Here is a 20,157-nt window from a genome sequence, read left to right on the forward strand (position 1 = left end):
ATTCAAATAATCAAACACTTATGAAAAAACTAGGAATCTTACTTTTCTCTCTAGTTTTTGTTGCAAATTCATTTGCACAAAAAACAAAACAAGGGCACAAAAACGAAAATAAGTTTAGACAACTAAAACAAGAATTACCAACTCCAAATTTAGAAAGAACAGCATCTGGAGCACCTGGTAAAGAGTACACTCAACAAAAAGTAGATTATGTTATGGACATCATTTTAGATGATGAAAAAACAAAAATTACAGGTTCAGAAACAATTACTTATCATAATAATTCTAAAGACGATTTAGCATACTTATGGGTTCAATTAGACCAAAACATGAGAGCTTCAGACTCTAAAACTCCAGATATTAGCTCTGGTAAAATTCCAAAAAAACTAAGCAAAGTTAGGTTTAACAGAAGTTTCCCTACTACTCCTTTCGATGGTGGTTTTAAAATTACAAGTGTAACCAATACAGATGGTAGTAAATTATCGCATACCATAAACCAAACAATGATGCGCATTAATTTACCGCAACCATTAGCTTCTGGAGCAACTTTTAAATTCAATATTTCTTGGTGGTATAATATTAATAATCATAGAACACAAGGCGGTAGATCTGGATATGAACATTTTACAGAAAATGGAAATAATAATTATGTAATTGCACAATTCTATCCAAGAATGTGTGTGTATGATAACGTTGAAGGTTGGCAAAATGACCAATTTTGGGGAAGAAGTGAATTTGCTTTAGAATTTGGAGATTTTACGGTAAATATAACGGTACCAGAAGACCATATGTTAGGAGCAACTGGAATTTTACAAAATAGAGAAGAAGTATTTTCTAAAAAAGAAATGAAGAGATTTGAAAAGGCAAGAAAAACTTTCGATAATCCTGTAATAATAAGAACACAAAAAGAAGCAGAAAAAATTGAGAAAACAAAAGCTTCTGGTAGTAAAACATGGAGGTTCTATGCAGAAAACGTACGTGATTATGCATTTGCAACTTCAAGAAAATTCATTTTCGATGCAATGGCCGTTAATATTAACGGAAAAACTGTAATGGCAGAATCTCTTTATTCTAAAGAAGCAAATCCATTATATGGAGATCACTCTACAAGAGCAGTAGCTCAAACATTAAAAACTTATTCAAAGTATACTTTTGACTATCCTTACCACAAAGCAATTTCAGTTGATGGGCAAATGGGAATGGAATACCCGCAAATTTGTTTTAACCCTGGAAGACCAAATGCAGACGGTACCTATTCTGATAGAGTAAAATATAGAATGATAAAAGTAACGATTCATGAAGTTGGTCATAACTTTTTTCCAATGATTGTAAATTCTGATGAAAGACAATGGACTTGGATGGACGAAGGTTTAAATTCTTATATGGAAATGTTGGCAGAATTAGATTATGATAAAGATTTCCCAATTACAAGAGGATATCCTAAAAATATTGTAAGATATATGGCTGGAGATCAATCTAGAATAGCACCAATAATGTCTAAAGGAGATAATGTTTATAGTTTTGGAAACAATGCCTATGGTAAACCTGCAACTGCGTTATGGATTTTGAGAGAAACAATTATGGGTAAAGAATTATTTGACCATGCTTTTAAAACATATTCTCAAAGATGGATGTTTAAACATCCTTCTCCTGCAGACTTTTTTAGAACTATGGAAGATGCATCTGGTTTAGATTTAGATTGGTTTTGGAGAGGTTGGTTTTACACAACTGATGTAACAGATATTGGTATTAAAGGAGTAAAAAAATACGCAACCAAAAATGTAGAAAACTCAGTAGAATTTATAGAAGATTCTTCTAAAGGTTTAGGTTTTACAAAAAATCAAGAAAAATATCACTACGAAATAACCTACAATAAACCAGGAGGTTTAGTTATGCCAATAATAGTAGAGTTTACCTACAAAGATGGCTCAAAAGAGAAAAAAACATATCCTGCACAAATTTGGAGATATAATGATAATGAAGTAACTAAAGTATTTTCATCATCAAAACAAATAGAAAGTATTAAATTAGATCCAGATTTAGAAACTGCAGATGTTGATATTTCTAATAACAGTTTCCCAAGAGAAAAAGCGAATAAGTTTGATAAATTTAAGAAGAAAATAAAAGGTTAATTTAAAGTTATTTACTATAAGAAAGCAACATTTAGAAATGTTGCTTTTTTTATTTAAAATTTAGTGTACATAAAAATGATAAAGCTTTGTTAAATTTTTAACATTCTTTAACATATTAACTTACTTATTATTAATTTAGACGTCATTTTAATTCAAATCATAACAAATGAAAAAAATCAGTTTACTAATGTTTTCTTTATTTTTTGTAGCTACTACTGCATTTGCACAAGAGCAGAAAAAAGAAGAGAAAAAAGAAACCCCAAAAGGACACACAGACCAAAACAAATTCAGACAAATGAAGGACGTTTTGGCAACACCAAATGAGCAACATACTGCTTCTGGAGCACCTGGATATAAATATACGCAACAAAAAGTTGATTATATTATGAACATCCGTTTAGAAGAAAGTACAAATATGATTTATGGTGATGAAAAAATCACATATCATAACAACTCTCAAGATAACTTAGAATACTTATGGGTTCAGTTAGATCAAAACATGAGAGCAGATGATTCTAAAACTCCTTTAGCTACTTCTACCGGAGCTTCTGCCTTTTTAACACCAGATAAATTTCAAAGCACTTACATGAAAGAAGGTAAAGGTTTTGGGTTTAATATTGAAAAAGTAGAAAGCAATGGAAATCCATTATCTCACTTTATTAACAGAACAATGATGAGAGTTAATTTACCTACAGCTCTTGCTCCAGGTGAAACTTTTAAATTTAGAATTAAATGGAACTATAAAATTAACAACTCTGTAAAAGATGGAGGACGTTCTGGTTTTGAAGATTTTCCTGATGGAAATAATAACTACACTATAGCTCAATTTTTTCCAAGATTAGCGGTTTACAACAATGTAGAAGGATGGCAAAACATGCAATTCTGGGGGCGTTCTGAATGGGCTTTAGAATTTGGAGATTATGAAGTTAACTTAACTGTACCTGCAGATCATATTGTAGATGCAACTGGAGAACTACAAAACGAAAAAGATGTGTTAACTAAAACACAACGTAAGCGTTTTGAAAAAGCAAGAAAAACTTTTGACAATCCAGTAATGATTGTTACTCAAGCAGAAGCTGAAAAAGCTGAAAAAGGTCGTGCTACAAATACTAAAATATGGAAATTTAAAGCAAAAAATGTTAGAGATTTTGCTTGGGCTTCTTCAAGAAAATACATTTGGGATGCAATGGCTGTAAACATTAATGGTAATACAAAAATGGCAGTATCTTTATATCCTAAAGAAGGAAATCCTCTGTGGGAAGAGCACTCTACAAGAGTTGTTGCAAATACTTTAGAAGAGTATTCTAAATTAACTTTCGATTATCCTTATTCTAAAGCTATTTCTGTACATGCTAAGAATCAAGGTATGGAATACCCAATGATTTGTTTTAATTATGGAAGACCTAAAGCAGACGGAACTTATTCTGATAGAGTAAAAAATGGTATGATTGGAGTTATTACACATGAAGTTGGTCATAACTTTTTTCCTATGATTGTAAATTCTGATGAAAGACAATGGACTTGGATGGATGAAGGTTTAAATTCATTTGTAGAAATTTTAGCTGAGTTGGATTATGATCCAAACTTTAACACTGGTAACTTACCAAAAGATATTGTACGTTATATGGGTGGAGACCAAAATAATATTTCACCAATTATGTCTCAAGGAGATTATGTAAAACAATTTGGACCAAATGCATACACAAAACCAGCCGCTGGTTTATATATGCTACGTCAAACAATAATGGGACCAGAATTATTTGACCATGCGTTTAGAACGTATTCTAAAAGATGGATGTTTAAACACCCAACACCTGCAGATTTCTTTAGATCTATGGAAGATGCTTCTGGTATGGATTTAGATTGGTTTTGGAGAGGATGGTTTTACACTACAGATGTAACTGATATAGGAATTAAAAAAGTAAAACCTTTATACCTTACAGACAAACCAAGTCAAAGAATACAAGATATTATTAAAACAAACCCAAGAGCAAAAGCTTATTTTGAAGGTTTAGGAGATCTTGTTTATATTACTGACAAAAAAGAAGATGCAAACGCAAAAGCATTAGACAACCATATTACTGGTAAAGAAATTCCTTCTTTTATTTATTCTGTAGAGTTTGAAAAACCAGGAGGTTTAGTGATGCCATTAATTGTTGAATTAACTTTTGCTGATGGAACAACTGAAAGACAAACTTTCCCTGCTCAAATTTGGATGAAAAACGATACTTCTGCAAAAAGAGTATTTGCTTCAACTCAAGAAATTAAGAGTATTAAGATTGATCCAGACTTAGAAACTGCAGATGTAGATACTTCTAACAATAGCTGGCCAAAGAAAGAGGCTGATAAATTTGATAAATTCAAAAATAAAGTAAAAGGATAAACCTTTAATTTTATTCATCAAATTAAAATCCGTTTAGATATTTTCTAAACGGATTTTTTTAGTTTTAAATATATGTTAAAAGATAATTATTTCTTGTAAACTATAAAATTGTTAAGTTTTGTAAAAAAACCGTTTAGAGCTAGAACTCTAAACGGTTTAAATATATTTTTTACCACTTATTATGAATCAATCAAAATCAGTATTCATTTTAAGATAATCTAAAAATTCTCTTTTTGTTTCTTTTTCTTTAAACTTACCACCAAATTCTGCTGTAACTGTAGAACTTTCTATGTCTTTTATACCTCTAGAGTTAACACATAAATGTTTTGCATCTATAACACAAGCTACATCTTCTACTCCTAATGCTTCTTGCATTGCTTGTACAACTTGCATTGTTAAACGTTCTTGCACTTGTGGTCTTTTAGAAAAGTACTCTACAATTCTATTCATTTTTGATAGACCAATTACCTTACCATCAGAAATATAAGCAACATGTGCTCTACCAATTATAGGTAATAAATGATGTTCGCAAGTAGAATATACAACGATATTCTTCTCAACCAACATTTCGCCATAATTGTAATTATTATCAAATGTAGATGCTTTTGGCATATTTGCAGGATTTAATCCCATAAATATCTCATTTACAAAAGATTTAGCTACTCTTTTTGGAGTACCTTGTAAACTATCGTCTGTTAAATCCATTCCTAAAGTGGTTAAAATATCTTTAACACTTTCTTGGATTCTATTAATTTTTTCTTCATCAGAAATATCAAAAGCATCTGCTCTTAATGGAGTTTTTGCAGATGTACCTACATGATTTTCTCCTATTTCTTCACTTCTTTCTTCATTCATTTTGCTGCTCAATTCAAACATTTCAATCTATATTAAAGTGCAAATTTACGTGTTTGCAACGTATTATTTTAATTTTTGTATCAATTATAGTTATGTTTCTATAAACATAGCTATAATTAACATTCTATACTTGGTATTCTTTATACAAAATTTCTAAAAGGAAATTTCAATCGAACAGACACATTCTTAATATTACCAGTTAAATACTGTCACATCGAGTGATTTTGATTTTAGCAAAATTGTATCGAGATGTTTATTAATTTTAAAAAACTACTTTAATTTTTCTATTAATTCTTCTAAAGAACAATTTGTTTGTTCTCCAGAACTCATGTTTTTTAATATAAATACCTCATTTTCTACTTTAGAAACAACAAATTCTATTGCTCTATTAGAAACATATTTCCATTGTCGTTTTTGTGCCTTATTACTTTCACCTAAATCAGGATAAAATTCACTTTTTACATTTTTTTCTCTTAAGCTTTTAATTGCTTTCATTTTAATAACATCTGTAGTTGCATCAAAATTTAAGAAAATAACTTTAGGTTTAGGCAAAGCAACTGTTTTAAACAATTCTAGTTCTTCTAAAACTAAATAAATTCTATCTAATCCAAAAGATATTCCAACACCAGAAACATCTTTTAAACCAAAAACTCCCGTTAAATCATCATATCTTCCACCACCACCAATAGAACCCATTTTTACACTTTTTGGTGCAGCAACTTCAAAAATTGCACCTGTATAATAATTTAATCCTCTAGCAAGAGTAACATCCACTTCTAATACAGCAGTTTCTAAACCTAATGTTTCTATAGAATTAATTACAAAACGAAGTTCTTCTACTCCACTTTTCCCTTCTTCAGATGTTTGTAACATCGCTTCTAAAGAAGTTAATTTATCTTGGTTAGAACCATCAAAACTAAACAAAGGTTCTACTTTTTCGATAGCCTCTTCTGTAATTCCTTTTGATAGCATTTCTTTTACGACACCTTCTTTACCAATTTTATCTAATTTATCTAAAGCTACAGTAAAATCGATTAATTTATCTTGTGCTCCAATAACCTCTGCAATACCAGATAATATTTTTCTATTGTTTATTTTAATGGTTGTACCAGCTAAACCTAACTTTGTAAAAACAGTATCATACAATTGAATAAACTCTACTTCTTGCCAAAGCGATTTACTACCAACTACATCTGCATCACATTGAAAAAACTCTCTAAAACGTCCTTTTTGAGGTCTATCTGCTCTCCAAACTGGTTGTACTTGATAGCGTTTAAAAGGAAATGTAATATCGTTTTGGTGCTGTACAACATATCTTGCAAAAGGTACAGTAAGATCGTATCTTAATGCTTTTTCTGAAATTTGAGAAGTAATTCTTATAGATCTTTTATTCTCATATAAAAAGTCTACTAATTTTTCAACAGTATCAAAATCTCTCATTGCAAACTTATGAGTAAACTTTATGTCTAATAAGTTTTTTACAACTAACTCATCTTCTAACAGGCTAAATTTATCTTTTATTTTACTTTTTAAATAAAAGATAACGTTTGTTTTAAATTCTGAATTATAATAATCATCTTTTCCAAAATTATTATCAGAAATATATTTATTAATTAAATCTCTAATTAAATTTACTTCCTTTTTTAAGGAGTTTTTAAATTCGTGTAAATCATCAGCTTTCTTTAGAAAATCACCAGAATTTAAAATTTTAAAAATTAAACGATCTCCTTCTTCACCATATTTTCCCATTAAAGTAGATGAATTTTCAAAACTTGGTGTTTCTATCGGTTGAAAACCGAAAGTTTCAAACGCTGTTTTAATCGTATTCATAATATACGTACGATTAGCTACTTCTGTAGGTGAAAAATCTCTTGTTCCTTTTGGTATGCTTGGTTTCATAAAAATCAGTTATCAGTATTCTTTTATCAATTATCTGTTTTAAAATATTAATTAGTAATTGATAATTGAAGTGGCAAATATCGTGAAAAACTTAGAAATGTTACAAAAGAGAATCGATTTTATTTCTGAATCTTAAAGCGTGAATAGAAGCGTTTAATTCAAAACCTAAAAGTAAAATAATTGCGTTTAACCACACAAATAGCATCAATATTAAAAGCGTACCAATTGAGCCATATAATTGATTGTATTGCGCAAATTTAAGAACATAAATACTAAATAAATAAAAGGTACATAAAGATAAAATAGTTGTTAAAATTGCACCTGCAGAAAAGAACCTGGTTTCTTTACCTTGCTTTGTTCCGTATCTAAAAAGTAAAGAAACTATGGTAAAAATCATCACTAAAAAGATAAAACCTCGTCCGTAATAAAACAGATTTAAATCACTGGTATTTAACCAACCTCTTTCGTCTATTTTGGTTAATGCTACTTGATATAGTATAACTAAAATTATAGTAATTATTAAGAATAATGATGTTAAAAGAGAAACAGCCAAAGAAACAAAGTAAGATTTAAAAACATTTCTTACATCTGTTATATGATACGAATACTCAAAACCACCAAAAATGGCATTTATTCCATTTGTCATTAAAAAAATGGAGAGCAAAAAACCAAAAGATAACAAACCACCATATTGATTGTTAATAATATCGCCAATTACAAGGTTAACTGCTTCAAAAGTTTGCGGTGGCAAAATATCTTGTATAAACGAAAAAAGTCCGTCTTGAAAACCATCTATTGGTATGTAGGGAATTAGCGTTAAAATAAATAATAGAAATGGAAAAACTGCCATAAAAAAACTAAAAGCAATTCCGCCAGCTCTTGTAGTTAAAGCACCTTCTACAATACCTATAATGTACATTTCTATTACATCATATAAAGACATACCTTGCAAACCTGGAATTTTTATTTTCTTCCCAAATTGCACCAAAACATTTACGATTGGTATTTTTTCTAGTTTGTCTTCTATTTCTTTACTCATTTTTTTGTGATAAAGTCTCAAGGTAGCAAAGCTACAAAGTGGCAAAGTTTTAAAGCTAGTTTCTTTTAGATTTTATACTTCTTATAAAACTAGATAACATTCTTTCAATTTCTCTTGATAGCTCATATAATTCTTCAAAAATTTCTTTTTTGATAAACTTAAATTAAAAGCAATTTCTAATTGGGTTTGTAATTCAAAAAGTGATGCGAAAGCAATATTTAAAAAACGAAGATAATCATTGATTCCTTGTCTTCCATAACCTTCAGAAATATTACTTGGTACAGAAACTGCAGATCTTCTAATTTGAGATATTAAACCGTAAACTTCTTCTTTTGGAAATGATTTAGAAACTTTATAAATTTCATTAACAAAACTCATAGATTTTTGCCAAACCAATAAATCTCTAAACGTTTTCATATCTTTCTCTTAATTAGTTACAAAGTTAAAGTTAGTAACAAGGTTACAAAGCAAGACTCTGTTACTTTACACCTCTTTAACTTTTTAACTTTGCTGTTTTTTACTCAACAATAACTTTATATTCTGATAGTAAACCAACAACATTATCCTTACTAAACTTCGCTCCTTTTAACTTATTCTCAACTGGATTGATTTCAAAATTAAAAGCGGTTCTAAAATCTGATTTTTCAAGACTTGTTCTATCAAAAATAGTCAATTTTAAATCGCAATTATCAAAAATAGAACTTGTTAAAACCGTTTCTGTAAAATCTACCTCTTGTAAATTACAATTAGTAAATTTAGTATTCGGTATTTTTAATTGATAAAAACTAGAAAAGTTTAATTGACATTCTTTAAAAGAAAACTGCAATAAAAAAGAATCACACTCATTAAACTTTACTCCTATCATTTTGCAATTAATAAAAGCTACCTCTTTAAAAGCAGTATCTTTTATAATAGTATTACTAAAATTACAATCTATAAATTCACACTCTACAAACTGAATGTTAGATGCATGAATTCCTTCGAAATTACAATTTAAAAAGGTACAATTATCATATTCTCCTTTTTTAATCTTCGTTTTAGTATAATCAACTTTAGAATATTCTTCGCTATCAAAAAAATGTTCCATTTTTTAGTATTAATGTTAAAAAGTTAAAAGTTTATATAGTACTTGTACTTTACAAATTTCTACTTTTAAAACTTTATAACTATTTTTAAATCGCTTTCAAACTTAAATCTAAATTATAAACAGAATGCGTTAATGCACCAGAAGAAATAAAATCTACACCACATTCTGCGTATTTTCTAATTGTATCTTCATTAATACCTCCAGAAGATTCAGTTAAACAAGTATCACCAATTAATGCAACTGCTTTTTTTGTGTCTTCATAATTAAAGTTATCAATTAAAATTCTGTAAACACCATCAACAGATAATATTTCTTTAATTTCTTCTAAACTTCTAGCTTCGACAATAATTTTAATATCAATATTATTAGCTGCTAAATATTTTTTTGTTTTTGTAATTGCCGCTGTAATTCCGCCAGCAAAATCGATATGATTATCTTTTATCATTACCATATCATACAAAGCAAACCTATGGTTTTCTCCTCCACCAATTTTTACAGCCCATTTTTCTAGCGCTCTAATTCCTGGTGTTGTTTTTCTAGTATCTAAAACTTTGGTTTTTGTGCCTTCTAATAATCCTGCAAAAAATGCTGTTTTTGTTGCAATTGCACTCATTCTTTGCATTGCATTTAAAACCAAGCGTTCTGCCATTAAAATGGATTGTGATTTACCTGCAACATAAAAAACAACATCTCCATATTTTACTTTATCACCATCATTTATAAAAGTTTCTACTTGCAAATCTGTATCTACATACTTAAAAACTTGTTTTGCAAATTCTACACCAGCAATAATTCCTTCGTCTTTAACTAAGAGTTTTGCTTTCCCTGTAGCATCTGCAGGTATACAAGAAAGTGATGTATGATCTCCATCGCCAATATCTTCTCTTATAGCATTTTTTATAATAAGGTCTAATTCGTTTTCAAATTGTTCTTTTGATATCATATTTTTTTATTCTGATGTAAAAATAGCAATGATTTTTAATTTTTTGTTACTTCTAATGATTTTATGTTTTAAAACTGATAAATAAAAAGACTTTTAGCTACAATTTCGATAGAAATCGAAATCACTCGAAGTAACAGAATTCCTAAATTTTACGTTTAAGTTATCAAGGATTTTTACATCAGTTAAAATTCTTTTTTGAGAATTTTATAACGAGATGTTATTTGAATTCGTAATTTTGAAACATGAAAATTAAGCTGCTTGCAATTGGTAAAACGGATAACAAACAATTAATTGCTTTAATTGATGAATATAAGAATCGATTAAAACATTATATAAAGTTTGAATTAGAGATAATACCCGACATTAAAAATGTTAAGAATTTAAGCGAAATTCAACAAAAAGAAAAAGAAGGTGAATTAATTTTATCTAAGTTACAAAACACAGATAATTTAGTTTTGTTAGATGATAAAGGAAAACATTTTACATCAATTGAATTTAGTAAATATTTACAGAAAAAAATGAATTCTGGTATTAAGCAATTGGTTTTGGTTATTGGCGGACCTTATGGTTTTTCTGATGCTGTTTATAAAAAATCAATCGGAAAAATATCTTTATCTAAAATGACATTTTCTCATCAAATGATTCGCCTTTTTATAGTTGAGCAACTGTATAGAGGTTTTACTATTTTAAAGAACGAGCCTTATCATCATGAATAATTAAAAATATGTTTTACTATTAAATTTATTACATTTACTAAAAAAAGAAATGAAAATTAAATTACTATTCATTTTGCTTGTTTTTGCCTCCTTAAAACTAGCATCTCAAAGTAACAAAACAAGAATTTATTTAGATAAAGACAATAACCTCATTCCTATGATTGAGTATGTGCAAAAATGTAATTCATATTTATACAAGTGCTCAAAAAAAGAAAACGATTCGCTTTTAATAAATACCGCTTTTTTACAATTTAAATTTGGTAAATTATCCCTTAAAGAAAACAGCCAATTAAGAAAGTATTTAGCTAAAAAAATGAATAATAAAAATTTATTAAAGGCTGCAATTATTATAAATCATAAAAAAGAGCTTTTAGGTTTTCATAAAATTCCGGTTAACGACACATTAACTCATGGTCGTTTTCCTAAAACAGAAAAAGAATTTAATCTTAGAAACTTAAATATAGATAATTACAAAAAGAAATGTAGTACTCTTATGAGTTCTAATAATGCCATTACTTTAAACACATATATTAAAAACTCAGGTTATACTTTTAAAAACAAAAGCTATAACTGGTATAAAGTAAATATGTTAACTTCTATCTTTAAGAATAAATCTGGAGTTTTAATTTTAAAACCAGATGGAGAATACTTTTTAAACCAAGGCTTTATGCTAAATGATTATGCTAAAACTTTATTATCTAATTATGATTGGAATACATTTACAAATCATTATAAAAATGCATTAGCTAGCAATGTTAAACATAGAACTTCATTTTTTAAGTTTGATAAATACAAAGGATCTAGTGTAGTTTTTATCGATGAAAAAAGTTTTAAAAACAGAGGTAACCTTACTGAATTTAAAAAAAGTATTAGAAGTCAAGGAAACAGGAATCTTGTAATAAGAGATCGTAGTGAAATGAAAGCTTATAGAAACGAAATGGTAGCTAAAATTAGTGGCTATTGTTATAGTAAAAGTTATTAAAAATAATATGAAATTAGTCTTTGCAACAAATAACTTAAATAAATTAGCAGAAGTTCAAAAAATGCTTCCAGAATCTATACAATTACTAAGTTTAAAAGACATTAATTGTTTTGAAGAAGTTGATGAAACTGAAACTACCTTAGAAGGAAATGCTCAATTAAAAGCAGATTATATTACAAACAAATTTGGATACAACTGTTTTGCAGATGATACAGGTTTAGAAGTTGATAGTTTAGAAGGGAAACCTGGAGTTTATTCTGCTCGGTTTGCTGGTGAACCTAGTAATTCTGAAAATAATATGCAAAAACTAATTTTAGATTTAGAAAATAAAACGAATAGAATAGCACAATTTAGAACTGCAATTTGCTTAAATATTGATGACAATCAATATCTTTTTGAAGGAATTTGTAAAGGTGAAATTCTAACCAAAAAACAAGGGGTAAAAGGATTTGGTTACGATCCTATATTTAAACCAGAAGGTTATACAACTTCTTTTGCAGAAATGTCTTCAGAAGAAAAAAACACCATTTCTCATAGAGGAATTGCTGTTCAAAAATTAGTTGCATTTTTATCTAAATATTAGTCTTAAATTTGTTTTAGAGTTGTTAAGAGGTAAACCTATTTTTTTTACTGATTTAACACGACCTTTATAAATGGAAAACAAATCGTATTTAAAACACTTTATAACCTTATCCGTTTTACTAATAGTTTTGTTTTTTGCAAATATTAGTTTAGGTTCTGTTAGTATACCTATTAAAGAAATTTTAAAAACATTAACTGGTGGTATTACAACAAAAGAAAGTTGGGAAATTATTGTCCTAAATTTTAGACTTCCTAAAGCAATTACAGCCATTTTAGTAGGATCTGGTTTGTCTATTTGTGGGTTATTAATGCAAACACTTTTTAGAAATCCTTTAGCAGGTCCTTTTGTACTTGGTATTTCTTCTGGCGCAAGTTTAGGTGTTGCTCTATTAATTTTAGGGTCATCTTTATTTGGTGGTTTTTTCTTATCAAGTTCTATCTCTAATTGGTCTTTACCAATCGCTGCAAGTTTAGGTTCTTTTTTAGTTTTATCTGCTGTAATTATTGCTGCTAATAAAGTGCGTAACACTATGTCTATTTTAATTATTGGTTTAATGTTTGGCAGCTTAACTTCTGCAATAATAAGTGTTTTAGCTTATTTTTCTGAAGCCAAACAAATACAACAATATTTATTTTGGAGTTTTGGTAGTTTAGGTAATTTAACTTGGAATGAATTATTGGTTTTTGGCCTTATTTATTGCATTGGAATTATTGGTGCTATTTCTGTTATTAAACCTTTAAATAGTTTTTTACTTGGAGAAAATTACGCTAAAAGCCTTGGCATAAATATAAAAAAGAGTAGAAATATTATTTTACTGATTACAAGTTTACTCACAGGTGTAATTACTGCTTTTTCTGGCCCAATTGCTTTTGTTGGTTTAGCAGTACCACATATTGCAAGAATGTTGTTTACAACATCTAATCATAAAATACTTATACCTTCTACAGCAATAATTGGTGCTATTGTATTGTTAATTTGCGATGCTATTGCACAATTACCAACAAGTGAGTTTACACTACCAATTAATGCTATAACATCTCTTTTTGGAGCACCGGTTGTTATTTGGTTATTAATTAGAAAAAAGAAAATATTTGTTTAATTAAGTATAGTATGATAGAAAAACTTAAAAATAAAGAGCCTCGTATTTCAGAGAAAATTAGAGAAATCTTTCAACAATCCTATAAAATTGAAGCAGAAATACTAGAAGCAACAGATTTCCCGCCATTAAAAAGAACTTTAGAAAATTTTATCAATTCAGATACCGAGTTTTATGCATATATTAAAAATAATAAATTTGCTGGCGTTATAGAAATTGATAAAAAACCAAACTATGTTCACATTCAGAGCTTAGTAGTAAATCCTCTAAATTTTAGACAAGGTATAGCAAGTGAGTTAATGAATTTTACATTAAACCACTTTAAATCAAAATTATTTGTAGTAGAAACTGGTTATAAAAACGAACCTGCATCAAACCTATACAGAAATTTTGGTTTTATAGAAGTTAAACAATGGGAAACAGATTTTAATATTAGAAAAGTAAAATTTGAACTTTTAAAAAAGTAATATTATTTTAAAAAAAACAAAACATACAATCGTTCTAAAAACCGATAATTTATCTATAGGTTATCAATTCAAAAAAGCACAAAACATTGTAGCTTCTAATATTAACTTGTCTTTTAAAAAAGGAGAGTTAATTACTGTTTTAGGTAAAAACGGAATTGGTAAATCCACTTTATTAAGAACAATTGCTAAGGTACAAGAACCATTAAACGGCGCTGTATTAATCAAAAATAAAAGTTTAGAAAATTATACAAATCAAGAATTATCTACTTCTTTAAGTATGGTTTTAACAGAAAGGCTTCCAGAAAGTCAATTAACTGTTTTTGAACTTGTAGCTCTTGGTAGACAACCTTATACTAATTGGATTGATAAATTATCTGAAACTGATATACAAAAAACTAATTGGGCTATTAAACAAACTGAAATTCAGCATTTAAAAAACAAGCGTTTTTATGAATTAAGTGATGGTCAATTACAACGAGTTTTAATAGCAAGAGCCTTAGCACAAGACACCGAAATAATTATTTTAGATGAACCAACAGCACATTTAGATTTACATCACACAATCAAAATTTTTACCTTATTAAAAAATTTGGTAGAAAAAACTTCAAAAACAATTATACTGTCTTCACACGAGGTAAATTTATCTATAAAATTTGCTGATAAAATTGTTTTATTTACAAATTCAAAAATATATTTTGGAACTTCAAATGAATTAATGGAACAAAACGCTTTCGAAAATTTATTTCCTAAAGAAATTGTTAATTTTAACAGAAATTTACAACAATTTATCATTAACAAGAACTAATTTTGAAGACTCTGTAACTTTTTGTTACATTTGAATACTTATATACCAAATTTAAACACTTTTTAATAATGAAAAAAATTATTTATTGTGCTAGCTTATTAGCTTTTGCAGCTTGTAGTTCTAGTAAAGATGCTTCTAAAAAAAATGAAGCAAATGTAGATCAAGCAGCAAAATATGCAGCTACAATTACATCAAAAGAGCTAAGCGAACACTTATACACTTATGCTTCTGATGAATTTGAAGGTAGAGAAACTGGAGAACCAGGTCAAAAGAAAGCCGTTGAATATTTAAAAGACCATTATGTTTCTTTAAAAATTCCTTCTCCAATTTCTAAAACAGATTATTTTCAAGAAGTTCCTTTAGTAAAACAAGGTACTCCAGATATTAATTTTACTGTAAATAGTAAAAGTTTTAAAGTTGTAGATGATGTTGTATCTGTAGGTAAGGGTTATAATGCAACAATAAATGAGAACGAAATAGTATATGCAGGTTATGGTATAGAAGATGAAAAATACTCTAGTTATAAAGGATTAGACGTTAAAGGCAAAGTAGTATTAATTAAAGCAGGAGAACCAAAAAACGGTGATACTTATACTGTTTCTGGTTCAAACAAAGCTTCTCAATGGTCTACAAGACAGCAGTATAGCGCTAAAAGAAAAGCAGCTATGGAAAAAGGAGCTAAAGCAATTTTGTTATACAGCCCGCAAATTTACCCATTAGTAGCAAGACAATATGGAGGTTCTGGAGGTAGAATGGCTTTAGATAAAGAAGATAAAAAAAGTGAAAAATTCTTTTACTTTTTTGTAAACACCTCTCTTGCTACTGCAATTTTACCAACAATAGAAACTGAAACTGAATCAAAAGTTTTAAACACACCAGTAAGTTTTACATTTACAGAGAAATCTGAAAAATTTAATTCAGAAAATGTTGTCGCTTATATAAAAGGATCTGAAAAGCCAGATGAAGTTTTAGTAATTTCTGCACATTTAGATCATGAAGGTATTAAAGATGGTAAAGTTTATAATGGTGCAGATGATGATGGTTCTGGAACTGTAGCTTTAATGGAAATTGCTGAAGCTTTTAAATTGGCTGCAAAAAACGGACAAACACCAAAACGTTCTATTTTATTTTTACATGTAACTGGTGAAGAAAAAGGTTTATTAGGTTCTAGCTATTATGCAGATGTAGATCCTCTTTTCCCTATTGCAAATACGGTTGCAAACCTTAATATTGATATGATTGGTAGAACAGATCCTAAAAGAAAAGAAGGAGACAGAAATTATATTTATTTAATTGGTAGTGATAAATTAAGTACTGAACTACATAACATCTCTGAAGAAGTAAACAAGAAATATATGAATGTAGAGTTAGATTACACTTATAATGATGAAAACGACCCAAATCGTTTTTACTATAGATCTGACCACTATAACTTTGCTAAAAACAATGTACCAGTAATCTTTTATTTTAATGGAACTCATGACGATTATCACCAACCAAGTGATACTCCTGATAAAATTGAATACGATTTATTAGAGAACAGAACACGTTTAGTTTTCCATACTGCATGGGAATTAGCAAACAGAGAAAACAGGATTGTTGTTGACAAGGCTGTAGAAAAAAATAAACAACAGAAAACAATCTCCAAAATGATTAAGACCTCACAATTTATTTGTGGGGTCTTTTCTATTAAAAAAATAAAAGGTTTTAACTAATTTCGCTCCAAATTTTTGAAGTTTTAGACAATACTACATACGCTATTTTAATATTAGTATTTTCTGGTTTCGATAAATTAGAATCTTCTTGTAAAACATCAATTGCAGTATTTCTAGCAGCTACTAAAATTTTAGTATCTTTTACAACATCTGCAATTTTTAAGTTTAAAACACCACTTTGCTGTGTTCCCATTAAGTTTCCAGGGCCACGCAATTTTAAATCTACCTCAGCAATTTTAAAACCATCAGTAGTATCTACCATTGTTTTTAAACGTGTTTTTCCTTCTTCAGACAATTTATAACTAGAAAGTAAGATACAATAACTCTGGTCTGCTCCTCTACCAACTCTACCTCTTAATTGATGCAGTTGACTTAACCCAAATCGTTCAGAGCTCTCAATAATCATAACACTAGCATTTGGTACATTTACCCCTACTTCTATTACAGTTGTTGCTACCATAATTTGAGTTTCGCCTTTTACAAAACGTTGCATTTCGTATTCCTTATCCGCGGGTTTCATTTGACCATGAACAATACTTATTTGATATTTAGGAGGTGGAAACTCGCGAGAAACACTTTCATATCCGTCCATAAGGTCTTTATAATCCATTGCTTCAGATTCCTTTATTAATGGATATACAATATACACTTGCCTCCCTTTTTCAATTTCATCTCTCATAAATTTAAAAACAGATAAACGATTGCTATCAAAACGATGTACTGTTTTTACTTCTTTTCTTCCAGGTGGTAATTCATCTATAACAGAAATATCTAAATCGCCATAAACAGACATTGCTAATGTTCTAGGTATTGGAGTTGCAGTCATTACTAAAATATGAGGCACAACAGTATTTTTCTTCCATAATTTAGATCTTTGAGCAACTCCGAATCTATGTTGTTCATCAATAATTGCAATTCCGAGGTTTTTAAACTGCACTTTATCCTCTAACAAAGCATGCGTACCAATTAAAATATGAAGTGTTCCGTCTTCTAAATTAGCATGAATTTCTCTTCTTTTTTTTACTCTTACTGATCCAGTTAATAAATCAACTTTTATATTCATGCCCTCAACCATTTCTGCAATGGCATGATAATGCTGTGTGGCTAAAATTTCTGTTGGCGCCATAATAGTTGCTTGAAAACCATTATCTATTGCCAAAAGCATTGTTAATAATGCTACAATGGTTTTACCAGATCCAACATCACCTTGTAAAAGTCTATTCATATGTGCACCAGAAGCTACATCTTTTCTAATTTCTTTAATAACTCTTTTCTGAGCATTAGTAAGATCGAAAGGTAGTTTTGTACTATAAAACTCATTAAAAACGGCACCAACATTTTCAAACAGAAAACCTTTAATTTTTGTTTTATTAATGAGTTTCTTTCTAAGTAATTGCAACTGAATAAAAAACAGCTCTTCAAATTTTAATCTATTTTGTGCTTTGGCTAAATTTTCTTGACTTTTAGGAAAGTGAGCATTTAATAATGCATCACGTTTAGACATCAATTTAAAATTGTCTATAATATCGGGTGATAAAGTTTCTGTAATTGAATCAAAAAATTGTTTTAATAAATTCTGAATATATGTACGTATCAATTTATTTGAAACTCCAGAGTTTGTTAATTTCTCTGTTGATGGATATACAGGTTGCATTTTGGTTTGCAATTTTTTCTTATACTCACTAACCAACTCTAACTCTGGATGCGGAATACTAAAACTACCATTATAATGATTCAATTTACCATAAACCACATAAGGTTCATTTACTTTTAAAGCATCTTTAATCCATTTTTGCCCTTTAAACCAAACCAACTCCATAGAACCTGTAGCATCTTGAAAAGTAGCTACTAACCTACTTCCTCTTTTTTGAGCAACAGATTTTACACGTGTAATTTTACCTACAATTTGTACTTCAGATGAATTTGGTTGTAAATCTTTTATTGCATAAAAAGCAGTTTTATCAATATACCTAAAAGGAAAAAAGTTTAATAAATCGTTACATGTTTTAATACCTAGCTCTGTATACAAAAGGGTTGCCCTTTGTACACTTATACCGTTTAAATATGTAATTGGATAACTTAAATTCAATTTAGAAAGATATGAATAACGAAAGTACAAAATACCTTTTATTTCACGTATATTTGCACCCCATTATTCAATAAAAAAATGAGATTACATAGAAACTTAACTTTTGCTGTAATAGACAGTATTAGAGATATATTTAACGAAGGAGTTTACGCAGATAAGGCTGTAGAAAAAGCTTTAAAACGAGATAAACGTTGGGGAGCAAGAGATCGTAAATTTGTTGCAGAAACTATTTACGAAATTGTACGTTGGAACCGATTATATGCAGAAATTGCAGAAGTAAACATACCTTATGATAGAGATAATATTTGGAGATTGTTTTCTGTTTGGTGTATTTTAAGGGGAATTAAATTACCAGATTGGAATCAAATTGGAGATGTACCAGAAAGACGTATAAAAGGTCGTTTTGCAGAATTATCTAAAACAAGAAAATATAGAGAATCTATACCAGATTGGATGGATGAATTATGTATTTCTGAATTAGGTGAAGAAGTTTGGACCAAAGAAATTGCTGCTTTAAATATACAAGCTAGTGTTATTCTTAGAACAAACACCTTAAACATTTCTAGAGAAATACTTCAAAAGAAATTAAAAGCTGAAGATGTAATTACAGAAATTGTACCTCATCATCCAGATGCTTTAATTTTACCAGAAAGAGCAAACGTGTTTAGAACTGAAGCTTTTCATAATGGTTTTTTCGAAGTTCAAGATGCTTCATCTCAATTAGTAGCTGCTTATTTAGATGTTAAACCAGGAATGAAAGTTGTAGATACTTGTGCTGGTGCTGGTGGTAAAACATTGCATTTATCTGCCTTAATGGAAAATAAAGGACAAGTGATTGCTATGGATATTTACGAAAGTAAGCTTCGTAAGTTAAAAGTAAGAGCAAAAAGAAATAAAGCACATAATATAGACATGCGTGTAATGAGACTCTACAAAACCTATTAAGAAATTACACGGTAAAGCAGATAGAGTTTTAATTGATGCTCCTTGTTCTGGTTTAGGAGTAATTCGTAGAAACCCAGATTCTAAATGGAAATTACAACCAGAATTTATAGATAATATTAAAAAAGTACAACAAGATGTATTGCAACAGTATTCTAAAATGGTAAAACCGGGCGGAAAAATGGTGTATGCAACTTGTTCTATTTTACCTTCAGAAAATCAAGATCAAGTTAATACTTTCTTAACATCTGAAGCCGGAAAAGATTTTACCTTTGTATCTGATAAAAAAGTATTAGCTCATATTTCTGGTTTCGACGGATTTTATATGGCTTTATTAGAAAAAAATAAATATCACCTGTTTTCATTGCTAGAAGTAGGTTTTATATTGCTGAAAAAGAAATTGTTTGTTTCAATAATTTTTTAAATT

16 protein-coding genes and 1 pseudogene are annotated in these 20,157 nt (G+C 28.8%); 10 read left to right on the top strand and 7 right to left on the bottom strand.

Annotation, left to right across the window (positions count from 1 at the left end; all coding sequences use genetic code 11):
* Positions 1-20: 20 nt before the first annotated feature.
* Positions 21-2,129 carry a M1 family metallopeptidase gene (locus N5A56_RS16550; protein WP_274270611.1) on the top strand — a complete coding sequence of 703 codons (2,109 nt, stop codon included), beginning with the start codon at positions 21-23 and terminating at the stop codon, positions 2,127-2,129.
* A gap of 166 nt (positions 2,130-2,295) precedes the next feature.
* Positions 2,296-4,512: a M1 family metallopeptidase gene (locus N5A56_RS16555; RefSeq protein ID WP_265724421.1), complete on the top strand. Its 2,217-nt coding sequence runs from the start codon at positions 2,296-2,298 to the stop codon at positions 4,510-4,512.
* 186 nt (positions 4,513-4,698) lie between these two features.
* On the opposite strand, the gene folE is transcribed toward N5A56_RS16555, so the two are convergent.
* The 6 genes from folE to nadC form a co-directional block, all read right to left on the bottom strand.
* Positions 4,699-5,388: a GTP cyclohydrolase I FolE gene (gene folE / locus N5A56_RS16560; protein WP_265724420.1), complete on the bottom strand. Its 690-nt coding sequence runs from the start codon at positions 5,386-5,388 to the stop codon at positions 4,699-4,701.
* A gap of 249 nt (positions 5,389-5,637) precedes the next feature.
* On the bottom strand, positions 5,638-7,266 hold the full coding sequence (gene hisS, locus N5A56_RS16565; RefSeq protein WP_265724419.1) for a histidine--tRNA ligase: 1,629 nt from the start codon (positions 7,264-7,266) through the stop codon (positions 5,638-5,640).
* 100 nt (positions 7,267-7,366) lie between these two features.
* Positions 7,367-8,305: a YihY/virulence factor BrkB family protein gene (locus tag N5A56_RS16570; RefSeq protein ID WP_265724418.1), complete on the bottom strand. Its 939-nt coding sequence runs from the start codon at positions 8,303-8,305 to the stop codon at positions 7,367-7,369.
* An 81-nt stretch (positions 8,306-8,386) separates the two neighbouring features.
* Positions 8,387-8,722 (bottom strand): four helix bundle protein, encoded by a 336-nt coding sequence (locus N5A56_RS16575; protein WP_337994861.1) that lies wholly within the window; start codon positions 8,720-8,722, stop codon positions 8,387-8,389.
* A gap of 100 nt (positions 8,723-8,822) precedes the next feature.
* Entirely contained in the window at positions 8,823-9,392 is a 570-nt protein-coding gene (locus N5A56_RS16580; protein WP_265724417.1) for a pentapeptide repeat-containing protein, read from the bottom strand.
* An 85-nt stretch (positions 9,393-9,477) separates the two neighbouring features.
* Positions 9,478-10,335: a carboxylating nicotinate-nucleotide diphosphorylase gene (nadC, locus tag N5A56_RS16585; protein WP_265724416.1), complete on the bottom strand. Its 858-nt coding sequence runs from the start codon at positions 10,333-10,335 to the stop codon at positions 9,478-9,480.
* 242 nt (positions 10,336-10,577) lie between these two features.
* Between nadC and rlmH the strand changes: the two genes are divergently transcribed.
* From rlmH to N5A56_RS16620, 7 genes are all read left to right on the top strand, one after another.
* Positions 10,578-11,051: a 23S rRNA (pseudouridine(1915)-N(3))-methyltransferase RlmH gene (rlmH, locus tag N5A56_RS16590; protein WP_265724415.1), complete on the top strand. Its 474-nt coding sequence runs from the start codon at positions 10,578-10,580 to the stop codon at positions 11,049-11,051.
* Positions 11,052-11,100: 49 nt separating this feature from the next.
* Positions 11,101-12,033, top strand: a complete 933-nt coding sequence (locus N5A56_RS16595; protein WP_265724414.1) for a hypothetical protein — start codon at positions 11,101-11,103, stop codon at positions 12,031-12,033.
* A gap of 7 nt (positions 12,034-12,040) precedes the next feature.
* Complete coding sequence (locus N5A56_RS16600) at positions 12,041-12,616, top strand: non-canonical purine NTP diphosphatase (protein ID WP_265724413.1); 576 nt, start codon at positions 12,041-12,043, stop codon at positions 12,614-12,616.
* A gap of 70 nt (positions 12,617-12,686) precedes the next feature.
* On the top strand, positions 12,687-13,715 hold the full coding sequence (locus N5A56_RS16605; RefSeq protein WP_265724412.1) for a FecCD family ABC transporter permease: 1,029 nt from the start codon (positions 12,687-12,689) through the stop codon (positions 13,713-13,715).
* An 11-nt stretch (positions 13,716-13,726) separates the two neighbouring features.
* Complete coding sequence (locus tag N5A56_RS16610; RefSeq protein WP_265724411.1) at positions 13,727-14,179, top strand: GNAT family N-acetyltransferase; 453 nt, start codon at positions 13,727-13,729, stop codon at positions 14,177-14,179.
* A gap of 106 nt (positions 14,180-14,285) precedes the next feature.
* Entirely contained in the window at positions 14,286-14,984 is a 699-nt protein-coding gene (locus tag N5A56_RS16615; RefSeq protein WP_420793214.1) for an ABC transporter ATP-binding protein, read from the top strand.
* Positions 14,985-15,052: 68 nt separating this feature from the next.
* The gene (locus N5A56_RS16620; RefSeq protein ID WP_265724410.1) at positions 15,053-16,699 is read left to right on the top strand and encodes a M28 family metallopeptidase; all 1,647 of its coding nucleotides are present in this window, start codon (positions 15,053-15,055) and stop codon (positions 16,697-16,699) included.
* On the opposite strand, the gene recG is transcribed toward N5A56_RS16620, so the two are convergent.
* A complete protein-coding gene (gene recG, locus N5A56_RS16625; RefSeq protein WP_265724409.1) occupies positions 16,692-18,788 on the bottom strand; it encodes an ATP-dependent DNA helicase RecG in 2,097 nt (698 codons plus the stop codon). The two genes, N5A56_RS16620 and recG, sit on opposite strands and share 8 nt — an antisense overlap.
* Before the next feature lie 78 nt (positions 18,789-18,866).
* Between recG and N5A56_RS16630 the strand changes: the two are divergent.
* A pseudogene (locus N5A56_RS16630) lies at positions 18,867-20,073 on the top strand (RsmB/NOP family class I SAM-dependent RNA methyltransferase); the annotation flags it as partial.
* Positions 20,074-20,157: the final 84 nt, after the last annotated feature.

This window comes from Polaribacter ponticola, from assembly GCF_026191475.2.
Taxonomy (GTDB): domain Bacteria; phylum Bacteroidota; class Bacteroidia; order Flavobacteriales; family Flavobacteriaceae; genus Polaribacter; species Polaribacter ponticola.

Bases quoted from the DNA above. Each gene is read 5' to 3' on its own strand.
- N5A56_RS16575 (WP_337994861.1), bottom strand. From the start codon at position 8,722: ATGAAAACGTTTAGAGATTTATTGGTTTGGCAAAAATCTATGAGTTTT.
- N5A56_RS16580 (WP_265724417.1), bottom strand. From the start codon at position 9,392: ATGGAACATTTTTTTGATAGCGAAGAATATTCTAAAGTTGATTATACT.
- rlmH (WP_265724415.1), top strand. From the start codon at position 10,578: ATGAAAATTAAGCTGCTTGCAATTGGTAAAACGGATAACAAACAATTA.
- N5A56_RS16610 (WP_265724411.1), top strand. From the start codon at position 13,727: ATGATAGAAAAACTTAAAAATAAAGAGCCTCGTATTTCAGAGAAAATT.
- hisS (WP_265724419.1), bottom strand. From the start codon at position 7,266: ATGAAACCAAGCATACCAAAAGGAACAAGAGATTTTTCACCTACAGAA.
- N5A56_RS16550 (WP_274270611.1), top strand. From the start codon at position 21: ATGAAAAAACTAGGAATCTTACTTTTCTCTCTAGTTTTTGTTGCAAAT.
- N5A56_RS16620 (WP_265724410.1), top strand. From the start codon at position 15,053: ATGAAAAAAATTATTTATTGTGCTAGCTTATTAGCTTTTGCAGCTTGT.
- folE (WP_265724420.1), bottom strand. From the start codon at position 5,388: ATGTTTGAATTGAGCAGCAAAATGAATGAAGAAAGAAGTGAAGAAATA.
- N5A56_RS16555 (WP_265724421.1), top strand. From the start codon at position 2,296: ATGAAAAAAATCAGTTTACTAATGTTTTCTTTATTTTTTGTAGCTACT.
- N5A56_RS16595 (WP_265724414.1), top strand. From the start codon at position 11,101: ATGAAAATTAAATTACTATTCATTTTGCTTGTTTTTGCCTCCTTAAAA.
- N5A56_RS16600 (WP_265724413.1), top strand. From the start codon at position 12,041: ATGAAATTAGTCTTTGCAACAAATAACTTAAATAAATTAGCAGAAGTT.
- nadC (WP_265724416.1), bottom strand. From the start codon at position 10,335: ATGATATCAAAAGAACAATTTGAAAACGAATTAGACCTTATTATAAAA.
- N5A56_RS16605 (WP_265724412.1), top strand. From the start codon at position 12,687: ATGGAAAACAAATCGTATTTAAAACACTTTATAACCTTATCCGTTTTA.
- N5A56_RS16570 (WP_265724418.1), bottom strand. From the start codon at position 8,305: ATGAGTAAAGAAATAGAAGACAAACTAGAAAAAATACCAATCGTAAAT.